The sequence below is a fragment of the Chitinophaga sp. CB10 genome, assembly GCA_001870995.2.
Classification (GTDB): Bacteria; Bacteroidota; Bacteroidia; order Chitinophagales; family Chitinophagaceae; genus Chitinophaga.
The window spans coordinates 64,780-81,463 of the sequence record MLAV02000013.1; the positions used below are offsets into that span (position 1 = coordinate 64,780).

Below are 16,684 nucleotides of genomic sequence, written 5' to 3' on the forward strand. Positions count from 1 at the left end.
CTGTTATTGTAAATAGGCAGAGAGAATATTATCCCCTTCCATTTCCACCATAACGGTATCCTGCATGGTGGTAGCGAGGGAAAAGCCTACAAAGTCCACCGAGAGGGGGAATGACTTATGCCGGCGGTCCACCAGCACGGCCGTTTGTATCTTCGCGGGAAGGAATTCCAGCAAGGGTTTCAGCGCGTAGAGCATGGTACGGCCGGAGTTAGCCACATCGTCCACCACTACGATCACTTTGCCGTTAAAATCCAGTTGTTCTGAAACAGTTACTGCGCCGGGTTGTTGTTTATCTAAACGCAGCTCGATGATGCGGGGCTTGAGCGGGGAGATCTGCTGCAGGATGCCGGCAATCTTTTGTGCAAGAATAAGGCCCCTGTCCCAGATACCTGCCAATATAATTTCTTCGCCATCGCTGTTATGTTCATAGATTTCATAAGCGATGCGTTCTATCTTCTTTTGAATGATATCCGCTGTAAGAATTACGTTCCTGCTTTCCATGCGTCAAAAATAGTGAAAATACGCATCTGCGTTGTTCGATTGAAAAAAAACATAAATTAGGGAGTCAAATCTGAAATAATGCAAATTGTACAACAGTTGTTATTTGTAATTGCCTTTGGGGTGGCAGTGTACCTGTTTACCCAACAGGCGCGCCAGATAAGGAAGAACATTCTGCTCGGGCAGGACGAGGACCTGACGGACAGGCCGGACCTGCGCTGGAAGAACGTATTGCTCCTGGCTTTCGGGCAGAAGAAGATGTTCCGTAATCCATTGGTGGCTGTGCTGCACTTCTTCGTTTATGCCGGCTTCGTGATCATTAACCTCGAAATTCTTGAGATTATCCTGGATGGTATTTTGGGCACACATCGTTTATTCGTTCCCGTATTGGGCAGCCTCTATCCCATCCTGATCGGACTGTTTGAAATACTGGCGGCGCTGGTGCTGATTTCCTGCGCCATCTTCCTGATCCGCAGGAATGTGCTGAAGATATACCGGTTTATGAGTCGCGACCTCAACGGGTGGCCGCGCTCCGATGCCAACTACATCCTCATTACTGAAATTGTACTGATGGCGTTGTTCCTCACCATGAATGCGGCGGACCAGCAAATGCAGGCCCGCGGCGCGGAACACTACATCGCTACCGGTTCCTTCTGGATCTCCGGTCACCTAAGTCCTTTATTCAACGGGCTTTCCGACAGTGCGGTCATCGCCATCGAAAGAACCTGCTGGTGGCTGCATATACTGGGCATCCTGGCGTTTCTCAACTACTTGCCTTATTCCAAACACCTGCATATTATCCTCGCGTTTCCGAACGCTTACTATGCGAAGCTGGAGCCCAAAGGAGAAATGGAAAACATGCCGGCCATACAACATGAGGTGAAGCTGATGCTGCAGCCGGAGCTGGCTTCCGAAGCGCCTGCCTCAGATGCGATCCCAAAATTCGGCGCCAAAGATGTGATGGACCTTACCTGGAAAAACCTGCTGGACGCTTACAGTTGTACAGAGTGCGGCCGCTGCAGCGCTGCCTGCCCGGCAAATATGACCGGCAAACTGCTCTCTCCCCGTAAGATTATGATGGACACCCGGGACCGTGTGACGGAAGTGGGTAAAAACATCAAAGCCAACGGCAGCTTCCAGGACGATGGTAAAACTTTATTACGTGATTATATTTCCGAAGAAGAGCTGCGCGCCTGCACCACCTGCAATGCCTGCGTACAGGAGTGCCCGGTGAGCATCAACCCGCTCGATATCATCCTGCAGCTGCGCCGTTACCTGGTGATGGAAGAGTCCAGCGCGCCGGCAGAGTGGACGGGCATGTTCAGCAATATTGAAAATAATATGGCGCCGTGGAAGTTTGGGCCGGAAGACCGGGAGAACTGGATACAGGAAATGAATAGCTAACTAAAAAATTATCCCGATGCGTATAAAAACTATGGCAGAATATGCCGCCAACGGCGAAACCCCGGAAGTCCTCTTTTGGGTAGGATGCGCCAGCAGCTTTGATCAGCGTACACAAAAGATCACGAAAGCGTTTGCAACCATTCTCGATAAGGTGGGCGTGCAGTTTGCGGTGTTGGGCCGAGAGGAAAGCTGTACCGGCGATCCCGCCCGCCGCGCAGGCAATGAATTTATTTTCCAGATGATGGCTCAGAGCAATATACAGGTATTGAATATGTACGGGGTGAAAAAAATTGTGACTACCTGTCCCCATTGCTTTAATACGATTAAAAATGAATATCCTGCCCTGGGTGGGGAGTATGAAGTGATCCACCATACCACGTACCTGCAGCAGCTGATTGATGCAGGTAAAATTGTGTTGAAAGAAGGAGGAGCGTTTAAAGGAAAAAAGATCACGTACCATGATTCCTGTTACCTGGGCCGTGCCAATGATATATATGAAGCGCCGCGAAAAGTGCTGGAAATACTAGACGCCGAGCTGATAGAAATGAAGCGTTGCCGCAGTAAGGGGCTTTGCTGCGGGGCCGGCGGCGCGCAGATGTTCAAGGAGGAGGAGAAAGGCAATGTGCGCATCAACACCGAGCGCGGGCGCGAGGCAGTGGATACCGGGGCCTCCGTGGTAGCGGCCAACTGTCCGTTTTGCATGACCATGCTCACGGACGGCGTGAAGGAAGCCGGCAGGGAAGACAGCGTGAAGGTGCTGGACCTGGCGGAAATCATCGCCGAGAGTCTTAAATAACGAGAAATGCCTAATTTTGCAGTATGAACAAGATAAATTTCCCTGAAGGATTTTCTCCTGCTTCCAGGGTTTGGATATATCAGAGCAATCGACCATTCAACGAACGGGAAGTCCTGGAGATCAACGAGCAACTGGATCAGTTCACCTCCCAGTGGAACGCGCATGGCGAGCCGGTTAAAGGCTGGGGTGGCGTAGTAATGAACCAGGTAATCATATTAATGGCGGACGAAACCCTGACGACGGTCAGCGGTTGCAGTACGGACAGCTCCGTACGGGTGATCAAGAGCCTGGAACGCCAGTACGAAGTAAACCTTTTTGACCGCCTCCTGCTGGGTTTTGTAGTGAAGGACAAGGTACAGCTGCTGCCGTTGCAGCAGGTGCCGTATGCCCTTGAAAAGGGGTATATCGACGAAAACACGCTGTATCTGAATAATACCGTGCTGACGAAGGCGGACCTGGATACCAAATGGCTGGTGCCGCTGAAGGACAGCTGGCTGGGAGCTAAGTTTGGGGTGAAGGCGTGATATTATATTATTTTAAAAGAATTTAAACGGGTGTGTCAGGGTGATGCACCCGATTTTTTTTTATGCTTGGCGGATGCACCCGGTTTTGATGCCCGGTCGGATACATCCGTTTTTTATGCCTGGTCGGATACTGCCGTTTTATGCCTGGCCGGATGCACCCTATTATTATACCCCCCTCCCATAACCCAATCATATAAATGACATTCTGTCATTTTTCATTTTTTATTCCTTATTTTTGCCATCCTAAATTTGAGTAAGGAAATGCTGGATCAGATCACAAAAGTGCATGACGAAAGCCGCCAGGGAGAAGCATTCGCCCCGGCTGCTACCCAACCTAATACATATAATAAGAAATTCTATATTGAAAGTTATGGCTGCGCCATGAACTTCAACGACAGCGAAATCGTGGCTTCCATATTAAACGAGGAGGGCTTTGGCGCTACCCGTAATATGGAAGAAGCGGACCTTATCCTCGTCAATACCTGCTCCATCCGCGAAAAAGCAGAGCAAACCGTACGCAACCGGCTCAACGAATTCAAAGGCGCCAAAAAGCGCAACCCCGGCCTGCTGGTAGGCATACTCGGCTGCATGGCGGAACGGCTCAAAGCCAAACTCCTCGAAGAGGAAAAACTGGTGGACATGGTAGTAGGCCCGGACGCCTACAGGAGCCTGCCCGCCCTCATTGCCGAAGCCGAAGGCGGACAAAAAGCCGTGAACGTGCTGCTCTCCAGGGAGGAAACCTATGGCGATATCAGCCCGGTGCGCCTGGATAACAACGGCGTTACCAGCTTCGTTTCCATCATGCGGGGCTGTAATAATATGTGTACCTTCTGCGTAGTACCGTTTACCCGTGGCCGTGAGCGCAGCAGGGATGCTTACTCCGTCGTGCGCGAAGCAAGGGAACTATTTGAAAAAGGCTACCGCGAGGTAACCCTGCTCGGTCAAAACGTGGACTCCTACTACTGGACCAGCGAATCCGGGGACGAAACCGTCACCTTCGCCATGCTCCTGGAAAGAGTAGCCCAGATCAATCCGCTGCTGCGCGTACGCTTCAGCACCTCCCACCCGAAAGATATTACAGATGAAGTACTCTTCACCATGGCGAAGTACGAAAACATCTGCAACTATATCCACCTGCCGCTCCAAAGTGGCAGCACCCGCGTACTGCAACTCATGAACCGTACCTACACCAAAGAATGGTATTTGAGGAAAGTAGACCGGATCCGTGAAATCCTTCCTGACTGCGGCATTTCTACAGACATCATCTGCGGATTCTGCACAGAAACGGAAGAAGAACACCGGGAAACCATGGAAGTAATGGAATATGCCCGTTACGACCTCGCCTATATGTACTTCTACTCCGAGCGCCCCGGCACCCTGGCTGCACGCCGCTACCAGGACGATATTCCGGAAGAAGTGAAAAAAAGGCGGCTCGCAGAGGTAGTGGAACTGCACCGCAAACACTCCCTCGAAGGTATGCAGCGCGAAGTGGGCCGCACCTATAAAGTACTGGTGGAAGGCGCCTCCAAACGTTCTGCAGAAGAACTGTTTGGCCGCAACGACCAGAATAAGGTGATTGTTTTCCCTAAAGAAAACTATCAGAAAGGAGATTATGTTATGGTGAAGGTGGAAAGCTGTACTTCGGGAACGTTACGGGGAAAGGCAGTGAGTGAATAAGTAAAGCGGGTAGCTGAAACAATTTTAAACAACTCAAAAGAGGCTTAACGACATATGGACATACAGGCTATCAAAAACAGGTTTGGCATTATCGGCAACAGCCCCGCGTTGAACTACGCCCTCCAGGTGGCTGTACAGGTAGCCAATACCGACCTGACCGTGCTCATCAACGGGGAAAGCGGTGTTGGTAAGGAAGTATTCTCTCAGATCATCCATGCGTTAAGTGCGCGCAAGCACAACCCGTTCATCGCGGTAAACTGCGGCGCTATTCCTGAAGGCACCATCGACTCCGAACTCTTCGGTCACGAAAAAGGCTCCTTTACCGGCGCCGTGGATAACCGGAAAGGTTACTTCGAAACCGTAAACGGTGGTACCATCTTCCTGGACGAAATCGGTGAAATGCCGCTCGGTACACAGGCGCGCTTACTCCGCGTACTCGAAACCGGCGAATATATAAGGGTCGGCTCTTCCAAAGTACAGAAAACAGATGTACGCGTCATCGCCGCTACCAACAGGGACTTACTCGAACGCACCCAACAGGGGAAATTCCGGGAAGACCTCTATTACCGCCTCAACACGGTGCCTATACGCGTGCCGGCGCTGCGCGACAGAAAAGAAGATATTCCGCTGCTGTTCCGCAAATTTTCGGTCGACTTCTCGGAAAAATATAAAACCCCTTCCATCCAGCTGGACGATGAAGCCCGCAACGTGCTCGTCAACTATCCCTGGAGAGGAAACGTCAGGGAACTGAAAAATATCGCAGAGCAAATCTCCGTACTGTCTACCGACAAACTGGTGACCGCCAGCGACCTGAAACGCTTCCTGCCGGAGCATCCGGAGGTGAACCGCCTGCCGATGCTCGCCGCGCCGCAGCAGCAAAGCAGTGGCGACTTCGCCAGCGAAAGGGACATCCTCTACAAACTGTTCTTCGATATGAAAAAAGATGTGACAGAACTGAAGAAGATGTTTTTCGATATCCTCCAAAACCCTTCACTGGCGCCTAATCACGACTTTCACCCGGCGGACGGTCATGTGCTGCACCCCTTCCCCGCCGCTGCGGATATAGCGCCGCAACCGCCGGTGATCAGCAATGCGCAGCCTATCATTATCCAGGATGGTAAAATCGATCATCACGAAGAAGTGGAAGAAACCCTCTCCATTGCCGACAAGGAAAAGGAACTGATCGTAAAAGCCCTGAAAAAACACAAGGGTAAACGAAAAGATGCCGCATTAGACCTGGGAATCTCCGAAAGGACTTTGTACAGGAAACTGAAAGAATATAATATCGCAGAATAATTTCAAAAGATCATTCATGAGGAAAATATTCCCGGTACTGCTCATCATGAGCCTTGCTGCTTTATTCAGCGGTTGCACGGTTAAATACTCCGCAACCGGAGCCAGTATCGATGCCAACGCCAAAACAGTGAACGTTCGTTTCTTCGAAAACCGGGCGCCACTCAACAACCCTACGCTGGGCCAGCGTATGACGCAAAAGCTGCGGGACAAGATACAGTCGCAGACCAAACTGGTGCAGGTGGCTGAAACCGAACCCCGCGCCGATTACGAATTCAGGGCTACCATCACCGGCTACAGCTTCACCAACGCCGCTGTTACCAACGTTGACCAGTCCGCAAGATCCAAACTTACCGTAACCGTAAACGTGGTGTTTATCAAACGCGTGGAAGGGACCGATAAAAAAGGCTGGACCCAGTCTTTCTCCCGCAGTGCGGAATTCTCTGCTTCGCAGCTCGCGAGCAGCGTGGAAAACTCCCTGCTGGACAACGAGATCATTCCCAACATCACCGATGATATCTTCAACCGTGCCTTTGCCAACTGGTAATCAATTTCCGCGTTGAACACGCATACATTTCGGAATTTTATTACATTAGCAGGTATGACACCAAACAGGATTATTGAACATATCTTCCATGTGCCTGATTTGCACCAGGTAGACGAAGCAGCGTTGAACAGCATGGTGGCGGAATACCCGTATTTCGCAGCCGCGCGTATCCTCCGGGCCCGGAAAGATTATTCCAGGCATAGCGATGTTAATAGTCCTGCCGTGAAAACGGGCAGCTTGTACAGTCATCAGCAACATTATTACTACCATTTCATTACCGCAGCGCCGGTGCTGATGGAAGTGGAAGAACGCATTCCCGCCATCATCCCGGAAGATGCGCTGCCTGCGGGCCCTTCCGCCGATTTGTTGGATGCGGTGGCTACAGCGCCGGCGAATCCGCTCCGCGTAGTGGCCAAAGCCACGGAGGTCATTGAAACCCCGGATGTGGCGGCAACTGCCGGCGCCCCGGCCCAGGAGGCCTCCGTAGCGGAAATAAAGGATGCGATTGCAGAAGAGCGCGCAGCGGAAAGCGAAGCGCCTGCAGCGGTTACAGACCCCTCAGGGGCAGCTGCAGCGGTTACTGGTACAACAGGCGGGGCGTTTGTTTCTTTTTCGGGGGAAAATTCAGCGCCGCCTGAAAACGAGGTCCCGTCCAATCCCACAGCAGCCCCAGTGCCGGCTGCCGAAGGGGAAACCGAAGCCGAACTTGCCACACTCGATCCATCCATTCATCCGGAAAAGGCCGCAGAAAACAATATTGAATCATCAGCAGTGGCAGATAACCCAGCGCCCATCAAAATATTCCCATTGGAATTAGCGACAGAAGAAACAGAACTGACCTTCCAGCCTTTATATACAGATGACTATTTTGCATATAAACGCCTGAAAGACCCTGAAAATGCGGATGAACTGAGCATCCGGGGCGAAGCGGAAATGAAAAGCTTCACCTCCTGGCTCCGGCAGATCAAGGATAACTTCGCCGGCAAAGGCAATAAAGACTGGTACCAGCAACAGCTGCACCGCATCTATGAAGAGGACGAGGAACCTGAAATCTCCGAAACCGTGGAAAAAATGGCGCTCGACTCCATCCGGATTAACAACGACATCGTATCTGAAACATTGGCAGAAATCTGGGTACGCCAGCGGCAATACCAAAATGCCATTCAGATATATCAAAAATTAAGTTTGCTTAATCCCGACAAAAACGCTTATTTTGCGCAAAAGATAAAAGATTTAAAGTCACTTATAGACAACAATAATAAATAGTCGTAATCTATGTTGATAGTTTTTGGTATCCTGATCATCCTGGCCTGTGTGTTATTAGGCTTTTTCGTTCTGATCCAGAACCCTAAAGGGGGTGGTTTGTCCGGCTCCTTTGGAGGTATTGGTAATCAGGTGATTGGTGTACGTCAGACCACGGATGTGCTGGAAAAAGGTACCTGGATTCTCGCTGCACTCATCGCTGTACTCTGCCTCACCGCTCCGTTCTTCATCGGCAGCAGGTCCGGCAGCGCTAACCAGCTTGAGCAAACAGCCATCGAAAAGCAAATGGGCAAAATGCCGGTTCAGCAGGCTCCTGCTAACAATGCACCTGCTCCAGCGCCAGCCCAACCGGCTCCGGCTACTCCGGCCCCGGCTCCAGCTCCTGAAAGCAAATAATATTATTATAGTATAATATATCAGCAAACCTCGCCGTTAAAAGCGAGGTTTTTTGTTACCGTCAATAGCTATGGCAAAAAGGAAGCAATCAGGCACTAAATCCGTCCTGCTGAAACGCATTTTACTCATTGTTGGCTGCCTCCTGGCAGGAGCCCTCGTTTATATCAGCTACCGGGTGTTCGGCCCCAACACCAGGGCCTTTGGAGATAACAAATACTTTTACGTCCGTACGGGCAGCACCTATAAAGATGTGCTGGAAGGCCTCCGGGAACAAGGCATCGTCCGCAATACCAACAGCTTCAACTGGGTGGCAAAGGAACTCGGCTACCCCTCCCGCGTAAAAGCAGGCCGCTACAAGATTTCACCGGGTATGAGCAACTTCGATATCGTGAAACTGCTCCGCTCCGGAAGGCAGTCGCCCGTGGACCTCGTGATTAATAAAATCCGCACCAAGCAGGACTTTATCCATAAAATAGGCGTTAACCTGGAAGCGGATTCCACTACCCTCGCCGCCATGCTGCGCGACCAGGTGTACCTCCGCCAGTTTGGCCTGGACTCCAATACCGTCATGTGCGCCGTACTGCCCAACACCTACGAATTCTACTGGAACACCAGCGCCGACGCCGTTTTCCGTAAACTGGAAAAAGCCCGTGCCGCATTCTGGACGGATGAACGGAAAGCGAAAGCCAAAGCCCTGGACCTCACGCCCATACAGGTGACCATCATCGCCTCCATCGTAGAGGAAGAAACCAATAAAAATGACGAAAAGCCGCTGATCGCCAGCGTGTACATCAACCGGTACCGCAAAGGCATGCGCCTCCAGGCCGATCCTACGGTGAAATTCGCCCTACAGGATTTCGGACTCAAAAGGATCCGCGAAGTGCATACCCAATACGAATCGCCATACAACACCTACCGGGTGGCCGGCCTCCCCCCTGGCCCCATCTGCACCCCTTCGGAAAAATCCATTAATGCAGTTTTAAATACGCCGGATACAGATTATCTGTATTTTTGCGCCAGAGCCGATTTTTCAGGGTATCACGCGTTTGCAGCCACCTACTCCGAACACTTGGAAAACGCCCGGAAATACCAGGCAGAACTCAATAAAAGAGGCTTTTAACTTTAACTGACATCAACTTTATATCATCTTGGCATTTAAACCTGAAAATTTAATCTTCAGATCATCCCCTTATAAAAGACTGGTTAACCGGACCAAAACCCTGATCCTGCCAGGCTTTGAAGGCTTGCCACTGTATGATGTGCTCAAATTATTCGGTCAGGAAACAAAGGCCCGGGGACTGGGCGACAGGGCGCGGGCCATCAGCTTCAACTTCCTGTTGGCCATCCCCCCGTTCTTCATCTTCCTGTTTACCCTGGTGCCTTATGTGCCGCTGAAAAATATTGAACCCACCCTGTACGACCTCGCACAGGACCTGACGCCCAATTACAACACCTACCTGATCGTCCGGGAAATGATCCACGACTTCCTCTACACCCACCGCAACGGGTTGCTGTCCGTGGCATTCCTCATGGGTTTCTTTTACTCCTCCAACGGGGTAATGGGCATCCTCCGCTCCTTCAATAAAATGGAGCGATCCGGGTTCCACAAGCGTAAATGGTGGCAGAACAGGCTGATCGCATTACAACTGACGGCGCTGCTGGTGATCATACTCCTGATCACCGTTGGCCTGGTCATCGCGCAGGGCGCCACGCTCCGCACCATCTTCAACTGGCTCAATATCACCAGCCCTTTTGTAAAAAATATCATTGACATCTCCCGCTGGCTCATCATCATTGGCCTGCTCTACTCCGTAAACGCCGTTTTATACCGCTTTGGCCCCGCCACGGAAAAACGCTGGCGATTCATTACCGCCGGCGCCACCGTTGCCACCACCGGCATGATCCTCGTTACGCTGGGTTTCTCCTACTTTGTCAACAACTTCGGCAACTACAACAAAATCTACGGCTCCATCGGTACGGTGCTGATCCTCATGCTCTGGGTGTTCTTCAACTCCTTTTTCCTCCTCGTTGGCTTCGAGCTGAATGCCAGCATCCGCCACCTCAGCGAAGAGCGAAAAGCCAGGAAGCTGGCAGCCGTCAGCTAAGCTGCTACCTTTCGTGCATGCATCCCCGTTACCACGCCCCAAACGCCTCTTTTCCCGTCAGGATAAACCCGGCGGACACCGTTGAAAATATTTCTGATTGGGTATCAGCAGCTAAGGTTGATTTACGTGTGATGCCGGCGGAACCAATGGAATTTTCCCCTATCTTTCTGTAGAAATTGTCACCTTTAACCACCTATTTAGGACCTGAAAATCTTTTTTATGATTAAGTCCGCCCTGTATTTATCTGTCTGTACCCTCCTGTTAGCCTTTAAACCGGGATCTGATGCTTCACTTGAACTCGGGGCGCCGATTCCCAAAGCTGATAACAGGCTCACAGACGTATCCGGCAAGGAAGTATCCCTCAACAATGCCAAAGGCGCCAACGGGCTGCTCGTCATTTTTGTTGCCAACCAATGCCCATACATGTTACGGAATGAAGAACGTATCCTCGCGCTGAGCAAACAGGCTAAAAGCAATCATATCGGCGTGGTGCTGATCAATTCCAACGAAGCTAACCGCAGTACGGGCGAGTCGCTCGCAGCCATGAAGGACTATGCCGCCAGCCATGGCTTCAACGCCTTTTATGTGCTGGACCGCAATGCGGAAATGGCCGATGCCTTCGACGCTAACCATACGCCGGAATGCTACCTGTTCGATAAAAACAGTAAACTCGTGTATAAAGGCGGGATAGATGATAGTCCGGGTAACGCAGATGCCGTGAAAGTAAAACACCTGCAAAATGCCATGAACGACCTGCTGGCGGGCAAATCCGTGGCAGTAGCCAGCAGCAACGCGCTGGGGTGCAACATCAAAAGAAAATTATAATTCAAATATACCAGGCGTTATATAAGATTTATAACGCCTGGCATACAATCAGCTCAGGGTTCCACTCCTACTCTCCTACAAAAAACACCGCATTCGCAAACAGCAGTTTTCCATTCTCCCAGAAGCTCCTGAACAGCGGATTATCCGCCATCAGCACCACCTGCCCGTTGCCCAGTTCCTTCACCCCGAAAACCAGTCCGTCCCTGATACGGTTGCGGGTATCTGCGCCTACAAAACCACTGAGGTAATTATCTTTTTTAATAACGCCTACATTCCAGCCATCGCTGCTGATAAACTCATAGAGGCGGCTGTCCGTCTTCAGCGTGTAATACCGGGGGGAATACCCGAAGGCCAGCGGATGCGTCGTATCCAGGTCCACCCGGTAAATAGCGCCGGGAATGAATTGCTTCACACTTTCCCGCTCCCGGTTCGCATATGATTTCAGGTCGGAATAATCAGGTTTGCCAGGCGCCCCCTCCTTCTCCTCCTCTTCTTCCTTCTTTAGCTTAATCCCCCAATCCAGGCCAGCCACCTGCGCTGCGGCGTATTCCATGGCAATCAGCTTCCCGCCTTTCTTCACCCAGTTTTTAATGGCTTCCGCCATCGCTTTATCAGCCAGCGAATGATACTCGCCGTTCGGCAAAATAAGCACATCCACCTCCTGCCAGTTAATATCACTGGCATTACTTTCCTGCACGATCGTCACGGGGTAATCCAGCTGTTGCTCCATGTAATGCCATACCTCGCCCATCGCCAGGGACGATACGTTGTCGCCCGCCAGCATCAATACTTTCGGCGGTTTGATATACCGGATCTTATCGGAACCAAAATCCATCCCCTTCTCCACGAATCCGGAGCTCACCGCATCCAGCTGTATGCGGAATTTGTTGGCCTGCGTAGTAATGAAGTTGTCAAAATCCCTGTTATTACCGGCATTGCCATGACGGGTAATGATCAGCGTACCCGCCGGGAAGTCCTTGCCGGCAGCGGAAAAGCCGGTTTCGCTAAAGCGCACCTTCACATTATGTTGCAGCAGCTGCGACAGGAATTTCGCATCCCGCACGCTGTTCCACTGCGCCAGGTAGGCATACGGCATTTGCGCCGCCAGCGGTTTGTTATTTTTTATCGTGGGAGAATCAGTGGCCGCGGTAACAGATTGCTTCAGGGCATAGGTTGGCAACCCGTAGGCATAGGGCAGGGCCCACGCTGTAATATCATAGGTGAGTGAATCCGATAGCCTGGACACGGGTTCAAAAAGTACCCGTAACATCGTGGAGCGTGGCTGATAGGCATTGATCACCAGGTCCTCCTTATCGATGCTGAAATTCTCCGTTTTGCCGTTGTAGTAGTTAAAGCCGCTGGCGCTGCCAATGTTGGCGCCATACCCGAAACTGATCTGGTTTTTGCGCAGCAGGTCCGCCAGGGTGTTCAGCTTTTCGGGGTTGCCGGCAGCTTTTACGATGTAGGTTTTATACGGGCCCTGTGGATTTTGCTTAGCATCTTTGAAGAAGCGGGCATACTCCTGCATGATCCGTTCCGCGTGGCTGGCCGCCACTTCTATGGTGGAGAGGCCGGTAGTGAAATGGTGATCGATGCGGTCCGCCAGGGTGAGCGTATCCCCGTCGTTTTTCAGCACGGCAATGCCTGCCCTGCCGCTGCCGCCCTGCTCAAAGGTCATACCCAGCGCGCCGTTATACATGGGATAGGTATCCCCGTAGCTGGGATAGAACAGGTCAAACCGCTCCTTGGTGAAATACAGCCATCCTTCCTTATCAAAGTAACGGGCGTTATTTTTCCCGATCAGCTCCTGGAGCTCCCGCTGCCAGGGCGTAATGGCGTCATGAAAAGGTTCCGCTGCCGGCGCAAAATAGTAGGGCGCATTGATTTCCTGTTCGTGGAAATCCACATGTACCTGCGGCATCCACTGGTTGTATTTCGCGATCCGCTGCTGGGATTCCTGTTGCGATTGCCAGGCCCAGTCCCGGTTCAGGTCAAAGTAATAGTGATTGGGCCTGCCTCCCGGCCAGGGCTCATTGTGCTCCCTCGCGTACACATCCACACTCGGGCGGCGGTTGCGGGTAGCGTTGTAGAAATTGACATAGCGGTCGTGCCCATCGGGGTTCAGGCAGGGGTCCATGATTACGACGACGTTCTTCAGCCACTGCTGCGTTTGTGCGTTGGCGTTATTCACCAGTTCGTACAGCGTTTTCATCGCAGCCTCGGAAGACACGGCCTCGTTGCCATGCACATTATAGCTTAGCCATACGATCACCGGCTGCCCCGCTGCAGGCGTACCTTTCGCAAAGGACAGATCGTAGCTCTGCTGCCGTATCTGCTCCAGCTTCGCGAAATTCTCCGGGGAAGCGATGGTAGCGGTAATCAGCGGGCGGCCTTCATAAGTGCTGCCATACTGCTCAATCTTAACATTGGGAACACTGGCTGCTACTGCCTTGAAATAGTCAACCACCCGGTAGGAAGGGGTAAACTGACTCCCCAGCCTGTAACCGAGGAAGGCCGACGGCGTAGGCGCCTGGGCGCTGCCCGGCCATGCATGGGCTAAACAAAGTAGCAACAGGATATATTTACGCATAGAAAGGAATAAATTATCTCTCAAAGTAGATTAAATTTCGTGAAATTCGTGCTAATACTAATTTAGTTAAAAGAGTTTTTGCAATGAGATTTCTGTTGATATTCGGCGTTGCCCTGGGAGGATTGCTAAGCGCTTGCGCACAGCGGCAACCCGGCGTATTGCACCCCTACGACTATACGATTGAAAAGCATATAACGGCCAAAAAAGGAGCAGTCGTATCCGCCCATCCTTTGGCCAGCCAGGCGGGCGTGCTGGTATTGCAACAGGGCGGCAATGCCGTGGATGCCGCCATCGCCACGCAACTGGCGCTGGCCGTTGTGTACCCCGGCGCCGGCAACATCGGAGGCGGCGGCTTTTTAGTGGCCCACCTCAGGGATGGCCGTAACATTGCCATCGACTACCGGGAAACCGCTCCGGCCAAAGCCAGCAGGGATATGTACCTGGACAGTGCCGGCAATCCCATCACCCGCCTGAGCCTCGACGGGCACCTGGCTTCCGGCATCCCCGGTACGGTGGCAGGCCTGTTTGCTTCCATGAAGTATGCAAAACTCCCGTTCAGCAAACTCATTGCACCGGCCATCCAGCTGGCGGAAAAAGGATTCGTTATCACGGAAAAAGAAGCGGAAAGCCTCAATCATACCCGGGAGGAATTCCTCCGGCTCAACACCATGCCAACGGCTTTTGTGAAGGATGCCCCCTGGAAAGCGGGGGATACCCTGGTGCAGCCAGACCTCGCGCATACCCTGAAGCTCATCAGGGACAAGGGTAAGGCCGGCTTCTACGAAGGGGAAACTGCCGATAAGATCGTAGCGGAAATGCAACGCGGCCATGGCATCATCACCCACGAAGATTTAAAAAACTACAAGGCGGTAGAGCGTAAAGCCATCACCTTCCAATACAAGGGGCAAACGATTGTAACCATGCCTCTCCCCTCCTCCGGAGGGGTTTGCCTGCAGCAAATGATGATGATGGTAGAAAATTACCCCATCGGCAGCTGGGGTTTCCAGTCGCCGCAGGCAATGCAACTGATGATAGAAGCCGAACGCCGCGCCTACGCTGACAGGGCGGCATTCCTCGGAGACCCTGACTTTGTGAAAGTGCCCGTGGATAAACTGGTCAACAAATCGTATATCCGGGAGCGTATGGCCGGCTACGTGCCTTTAAAAGCCGGTAACAGCGACAGTACCAAAGCCGGCCTCGCCAGGGAAAGCGAGCAAACCACCCACCTCAGCGTGATGGATGCAGACGGCAACGCCGTGGCTGTTACCACCACCCTCAACGGCCACTATGGCTCCCGCACCGTAGCAGGTAAAGCGGGATTCCTGCTGAACAACGAGATGGATGACTTCAGCGTAAAACCAGGCGTACCCAATATGTACGGCCTCATCGGTACTACCGCCAACGCCATTGCTCCCGGTAAGCGCATGCTCAGCAGTATGACGCCTACCATCGTCCTGAAAAATAACAAACCCATCTACAGCCTGGGTACGCCCGGAGGGTCTACCATTATCACCTCCGTATTCCAAACGCTGATGAATACACTGGAATTCGGCCTGAGCCCCGAAGAGGCCGTGAATAAGCCGAAATTCCACCACCAGTGGCTGCCGGATGTGGTGTATGTGGAGCCCGACTTCCCGGAGGCCGGCATCCAGGCGCTGGAACAGATGGGTTATAAAATCGAAAAAAGAGGCTTTATAGGCCGTACGGAACTGATTAAAAAAGACACCAAAACAGGTCAGCTGCAAGCCGCTGCGGACAAACGCGGCGACGATGGCGCAGCCGGCTACTGATAAAACTTTTCTTATGGCAGGAACTTATCTTACCAGCGTTAAAAAACGCTTGCTGAACCACAAAGACCTGGGCGGTAAAACCCTTGACCGCCTCGATGCCGCACAGCTGCACTGGGAGCCGGAAGGCGCGCCCAACAGCATTGCCATGATCGTGAAACACCTGCACGGCAATATGCTTTCCCGGTGGACGGACTTCCTCACCACCGACGGGGAAAAGCCCAACCGCAACCGGGATACGGAATTCCAGGAAGACAATGCTTCCAAAGAGGAAATCCTCCGCCTGTGGGAAGAGGCCTGGAAATGCATGATGGACGCATTGGAATCCCTGACGGATGAGGACCTGGAAAAAACCGTCTACATCCGCAGGGAACCGCACAGCGTGATAGACGCCATCAACCGCCAGCTGGCGCATATTCCTTACCACATCGGCCAGATCGTGTATATCGGGAAAATGCTGCTGAAGGACCAGTGGGAAAGCCTTTCCATCCCTAAAGGGCAATCGGCTGCCTATAACCAGGCTAAATTTGGCAAGCCTTAATATCAACCGTTATGACCAAACTACGTATATTCCTGGCCGTTAGTACCGCCCTGCTGGCCCAGGCCTGCAACAGCGGCAAAACTGACGACCTGCTCAAACACAAGAAATGGCGCGTGTACGACGTGAAGGTGCCGGCCGGCGATCCGTACAACATCACCCAGGTAACGCAGGCCAAAGACCTGAAGGACGGTTATTACAGCAACGTGTACTACCAGTTCCTGGATGATAAACTCTTCATCGCCACGATTGATAATAAACCGGATTCAGGAAGGTATCATATCCTCAGCAACGGCAAGGTGATTTCCGTTACCGCTTCCAACGGCGACCGGAAAGCGGAGAACCTGGTGACGGTAGAGCGGCTGGATGAGGATCATTTTGATATGAAAGTAAAGTCGGGTGATTATCATTTTGTACTTTGTACGAAGAAAGAATAACCGC

General features: G+C 52.1%; 16 protein-coding genes. 14 read left to right on the forward strand and 2 right to left on the reverse strand.

The window, feature by feature from the left end; genetic code table 11:
• Nucleotides 1–3 precede the first annotated feature (3 nt).
• Complete coding sequence (locus BOC67_RS17940) at nt 4–501, reverse strand: phosphoribosyltransferase family protein (protein ID WP_291912043.1); 498 nt, start codon at nt 499–501, stop codon at nt 4–6.
• A gap of 78 nt (nt 502–579) precedes the next feature.
• On the opposite strand from BOC67_RS17940, the gene BOC67_RS17945 reads away from it, so the two are divergent.
• The 11 genes from BOC67_RS17945 to BOC67_RS17995 all read left to right on the forward strand — a co-directional run bounded on the left by BOC67_RS17945 (nt 580) and on the right by BOC67_RS17995 (nt 11,328).
• Entirely contained in the window at nt 580–1,902 is a 1,323-nt protein-coding gene (locus tag BOC67_RS17945) for a (Fe-S)-binding protein (protein WP_291912045.1), read from the forward strand.
• 16 nt (nt 1,903–1,918) lie between these two features.
• Nucleotides 1,919–2,698: a (Fe-S)-binding protein gene (locus BOC67_RS17950; RefSeq protein WP_291912047.1), complete on the forward strand. Its 780-nt coding sequence runs from the start codon at nt 1,919–1,921 to the stop codon at nt 2,696–2,698.
• Nucleotides 2,699–2,721: 23 nt separating this feature from the next.
• Nucleotides 2,722–3,222 carry a hypothetical protein gene (locus BOC67_RS17955; protein WP_291912049.1) on the forward strand — a complete coding sequence of 167 codons (501 nt, stop codon included), beginning with the start codon at nt 2,722–2,724 and terminating at the stop codon, nt 3,220–3,222.
• Nucleotides 3,223–3,483: 261 nt separating this feature from the next.
• Entirely contained in the window at nt 3,484–4,899 is a 1,416-nt protein-coding gene (miaB, locus tag BOC67_RS17960) for a tRNA (N6-isopentenyl adenosine(37)-C2)-methylthiotransferase MiaB (RefSeq protein ID WP_291912051.1), read from the forward strand.
• Nucleotides 4,900–4,953: 54 nt separating this feature from the next.
• Nucleotides 4,954–6,195, forward strand: a complete 1,242-nt coding sequence (locus BOC67_RS17965) for a sigma-54-dependent Fis family transcriptional regulator (protein ID WP_291912053.1) — start codon at nt 4,954–4,956, stop codon at nt 6,193–6,195.
• A gap of 16 nt (nt 6,196–6,211) precedes the next feature.
• Nucleotides 6,212–6,739, forward strand: a complete 528-nt coding sequence (lptE, locus tag BOC67_RS17970) for an LptE family protein (protein ID WP_291912055.1) — start codon at nt 6,212–6,214, stop codon at nt 6,737–6,739.
• A 54-nt stretch (nt 6,740–6,793) separates the two neighbouring features.
• A complete protein-coding gene (locus tag BOC67_RS17975) occupies nt 6,794–8,005 on the forward strand; it encodes a hypothetical protein (protein WP_291912057.1) in 1,212 nt (403 codons plus the stop codon).
• A 9-nt stretch (nt 8,006–8,014) separates the two neighbouring features.
• Complete coding sequence (secG, locus tag BOC67_RS17980; RefSeq protein WP_291912060.1) at nt 8,015–8,398, forward strand: preprotein translocase subunit SecG; 384 nt, start codon at nt 8,015–8,017, stop codon at nt 8,396–8,398.
• A 70-nt stretch (nt 8,399–8,468) separates the two neighbouring features.
• Nucleotides 8,469–9,518, forward strand: a complete 1,050-nt coding sequence (gene mltG / locus BOC67_RS17985; protein ID WP_291912062.1) for an endolytic transglycosylase MltG — start codon at nt 8,469–8,471, stop codon at nt 9,516–9,518.
• Nucleotides 9,519–9,546: 28 nt separating this feature from the next.
• Nucleotides 9,547–10,503 carry a YihY/virulence factor BrkB family protein gene (locus BOC67_RS17990; RefSeq protein ID WP_291912063.1) on the forward strand — a complete coding sequence of 319 codons (957 nt, stop codon included), beginning with the start codon at nt 9,547–9,549 and terminating at the stop codon, nt 10,501–10,503.
• 219 nt (nt 10,504–10,722) lie between these two features.
• The gene (locus BOC67_RS17995) at nt 10,723–11,328 is read left to right on the forward strand and encodes a redoxin family protein (protein WP_291912065.1); all 606 of its coding nucleotides are present in this window, start codon (nt 10,723–10,725) and stop codon (nt 11,326–11,328) included.
• Nucleotides 11,329–11,395: 67 nt separating this feature from the next.
• On the opposite strand, the gene BOC67_RS18000 is transcribed toward BOC67_RS17995, so the two are convergent.
• The gene (locus BOC67_RS18000; protein WP_291912068.1) at nt 11,396–13,918 is read right to left on the reverse strand and encodes a M14 family metallopeptidase; all 2,523 of its coding nucleotides are present in this window, start codon (nt 13,916–13,918) and stop codon (nt 11,396–11,398) included.
• A gap of 83 nt (nt 13,919–14,001) precedes the next feature.
• Between BOC67_RS18000 and ggt the strand changes: the two genes are divergently transcribed.
• From ggt to BOC67_RS18015, 3 genes are read left to right on the forward strand one after another with little or no spacing between them, the layout of a single operon-like run.
• Nucleotides 14,002–15,708: a gamma-glutamyltransferase gene (gene ggt / locus BOC67_RS18005; RefSeq protein ID WP_291912070.1), complete on the forward strand. Its 1,707-nt coding sequence runs from the start codon at nt 14,002–14,004 to the stop codon at nt 15,706–15,708.
• 13 nt (nt 15,709–15,721) lie between these two features.
• Nucleotides 15,722–16,246 (forward strand): DUF1572 family protein, encoded by a 525-nt coding sequence (locus BOC67_RS18010; RefSeq protein WP_291912072.1) that lies wholly within the window; start codon nt 15,722–15,724, stop codon nt 16,244–16,246.
• Nucleotides 16,247–16,257: 11 nt separating this feature from the next.
• Entirely contained in the window at nt 16,258–16,680 is a 423-nt protein-coding gene (locus BOC67_RS18015; RefSeq protein ID WP_291912073.1) for a hypothetical protein, read from the forward strand.
• Nucleotides 16,681–16,684: the final 4 nt, after the last annotated feature.

Bases quoted from the DNA above. Each gene is read 5' to 3' on its own strand.
- BOC67_RS17940 (WP_291912043.1), bottom strand. From the start codon at position 501: ATGGAAAGCAGGAACGTAATTCTTACAGCGGATATCATTCAAAAGAAG.
- BOC67_RS17945 (WP_291912045.1), top strand. From the start codon at position 580: ATGCAAATTGTACAACAGTTGTTATTTGTAATTGCCTTTGGGGTGGCA.
- BOC67_RS17950 (WP_291912047.1), top strand. From the start codon at position 1,919: ATGCGTATAAAAACTATGGCAGAATATGCCGCCAACGGCGAAACCCCG.
- BOC67_RS17955 (WP_291912049.1), top strand. From the start codon at position 2,722: ATGAACAAGATAAATTTCCCTGAAGGATTTTCTCCTGCTTCCAGGGTT.
- miaB (WP_291912051.1), top strand. From the start codon at position 3,484: ATGCTGGATCAGATCACAAAAGTGCATGACGAAAGCCGCCAGGGAGAA.
- BOC67_RS17965 (WP_291912053.1), top strand. From the start codon at position 4,954: ATGGACATACAGGCTATCAAAAACAGGTTTGGCATTATCGGCAACAGC.
- lptE (WP_291912055.1), top strand. From the start codon at position 6,212: ATGAGGAAAATATTCCCGGTACTGCTCATCATGAGCCTTGCTGCTTTA.
- BOC67_RS17975 (WP_291912057.1), top strand. From the start codon at position 6,794: ATGACACCAAACAGGATTATTGAACATATCTTCCATGTGCCTGATTTG.
- secG (WP_291912060.1), top strand. From the start codon at position 8,015: ATGTTGATAGTTTTTGGTATCCTGATCATCCTGGCCTGTGTGTTATTA.
- mltG (WP_291912062.1), top strand. From the start codon at position 8,469: ATGGCAAAAAGGAAGCAATCAGGCACTAAATCCGTCCTGCTGAAACGC.
- BOC67_RS17995 (WP_291912065.1), top strand. From the start codon at position 10,723: ATGATTAAGTCCGCCCTGTATTTATCTGTCTGTACCCTCCTGTTAGCC.
- BOC67_RS18000 (WP_291912068.1), bottom strand. From the start codon at position 13,918: ATGCGTAAATATATCCTGTTGCTACTTTGTTTAGCCCATGCATGGCCG.
- ggt (WP_291912070.1), top strand. From the start codon at position 14,002: ATGAGATTTCTGTTGATATTCGGCGTTGCCCTGGGAGGATTGCTAAGC.
- BOC67_RS18010 (WP_291912072.1), top strand. From the start codon at position 15,722: ATGGCAGGAACTTATCTTACCAGCGTTAAAAAACGCTTGCTGAACCAC.
- BOC67_RS18015 (WP_291912073.1), top strand. From the start codon at position 16,258: ATGACCAAACTACGTATATTCCTGGCCGTTAGTACCGCCCTGCTGGCC.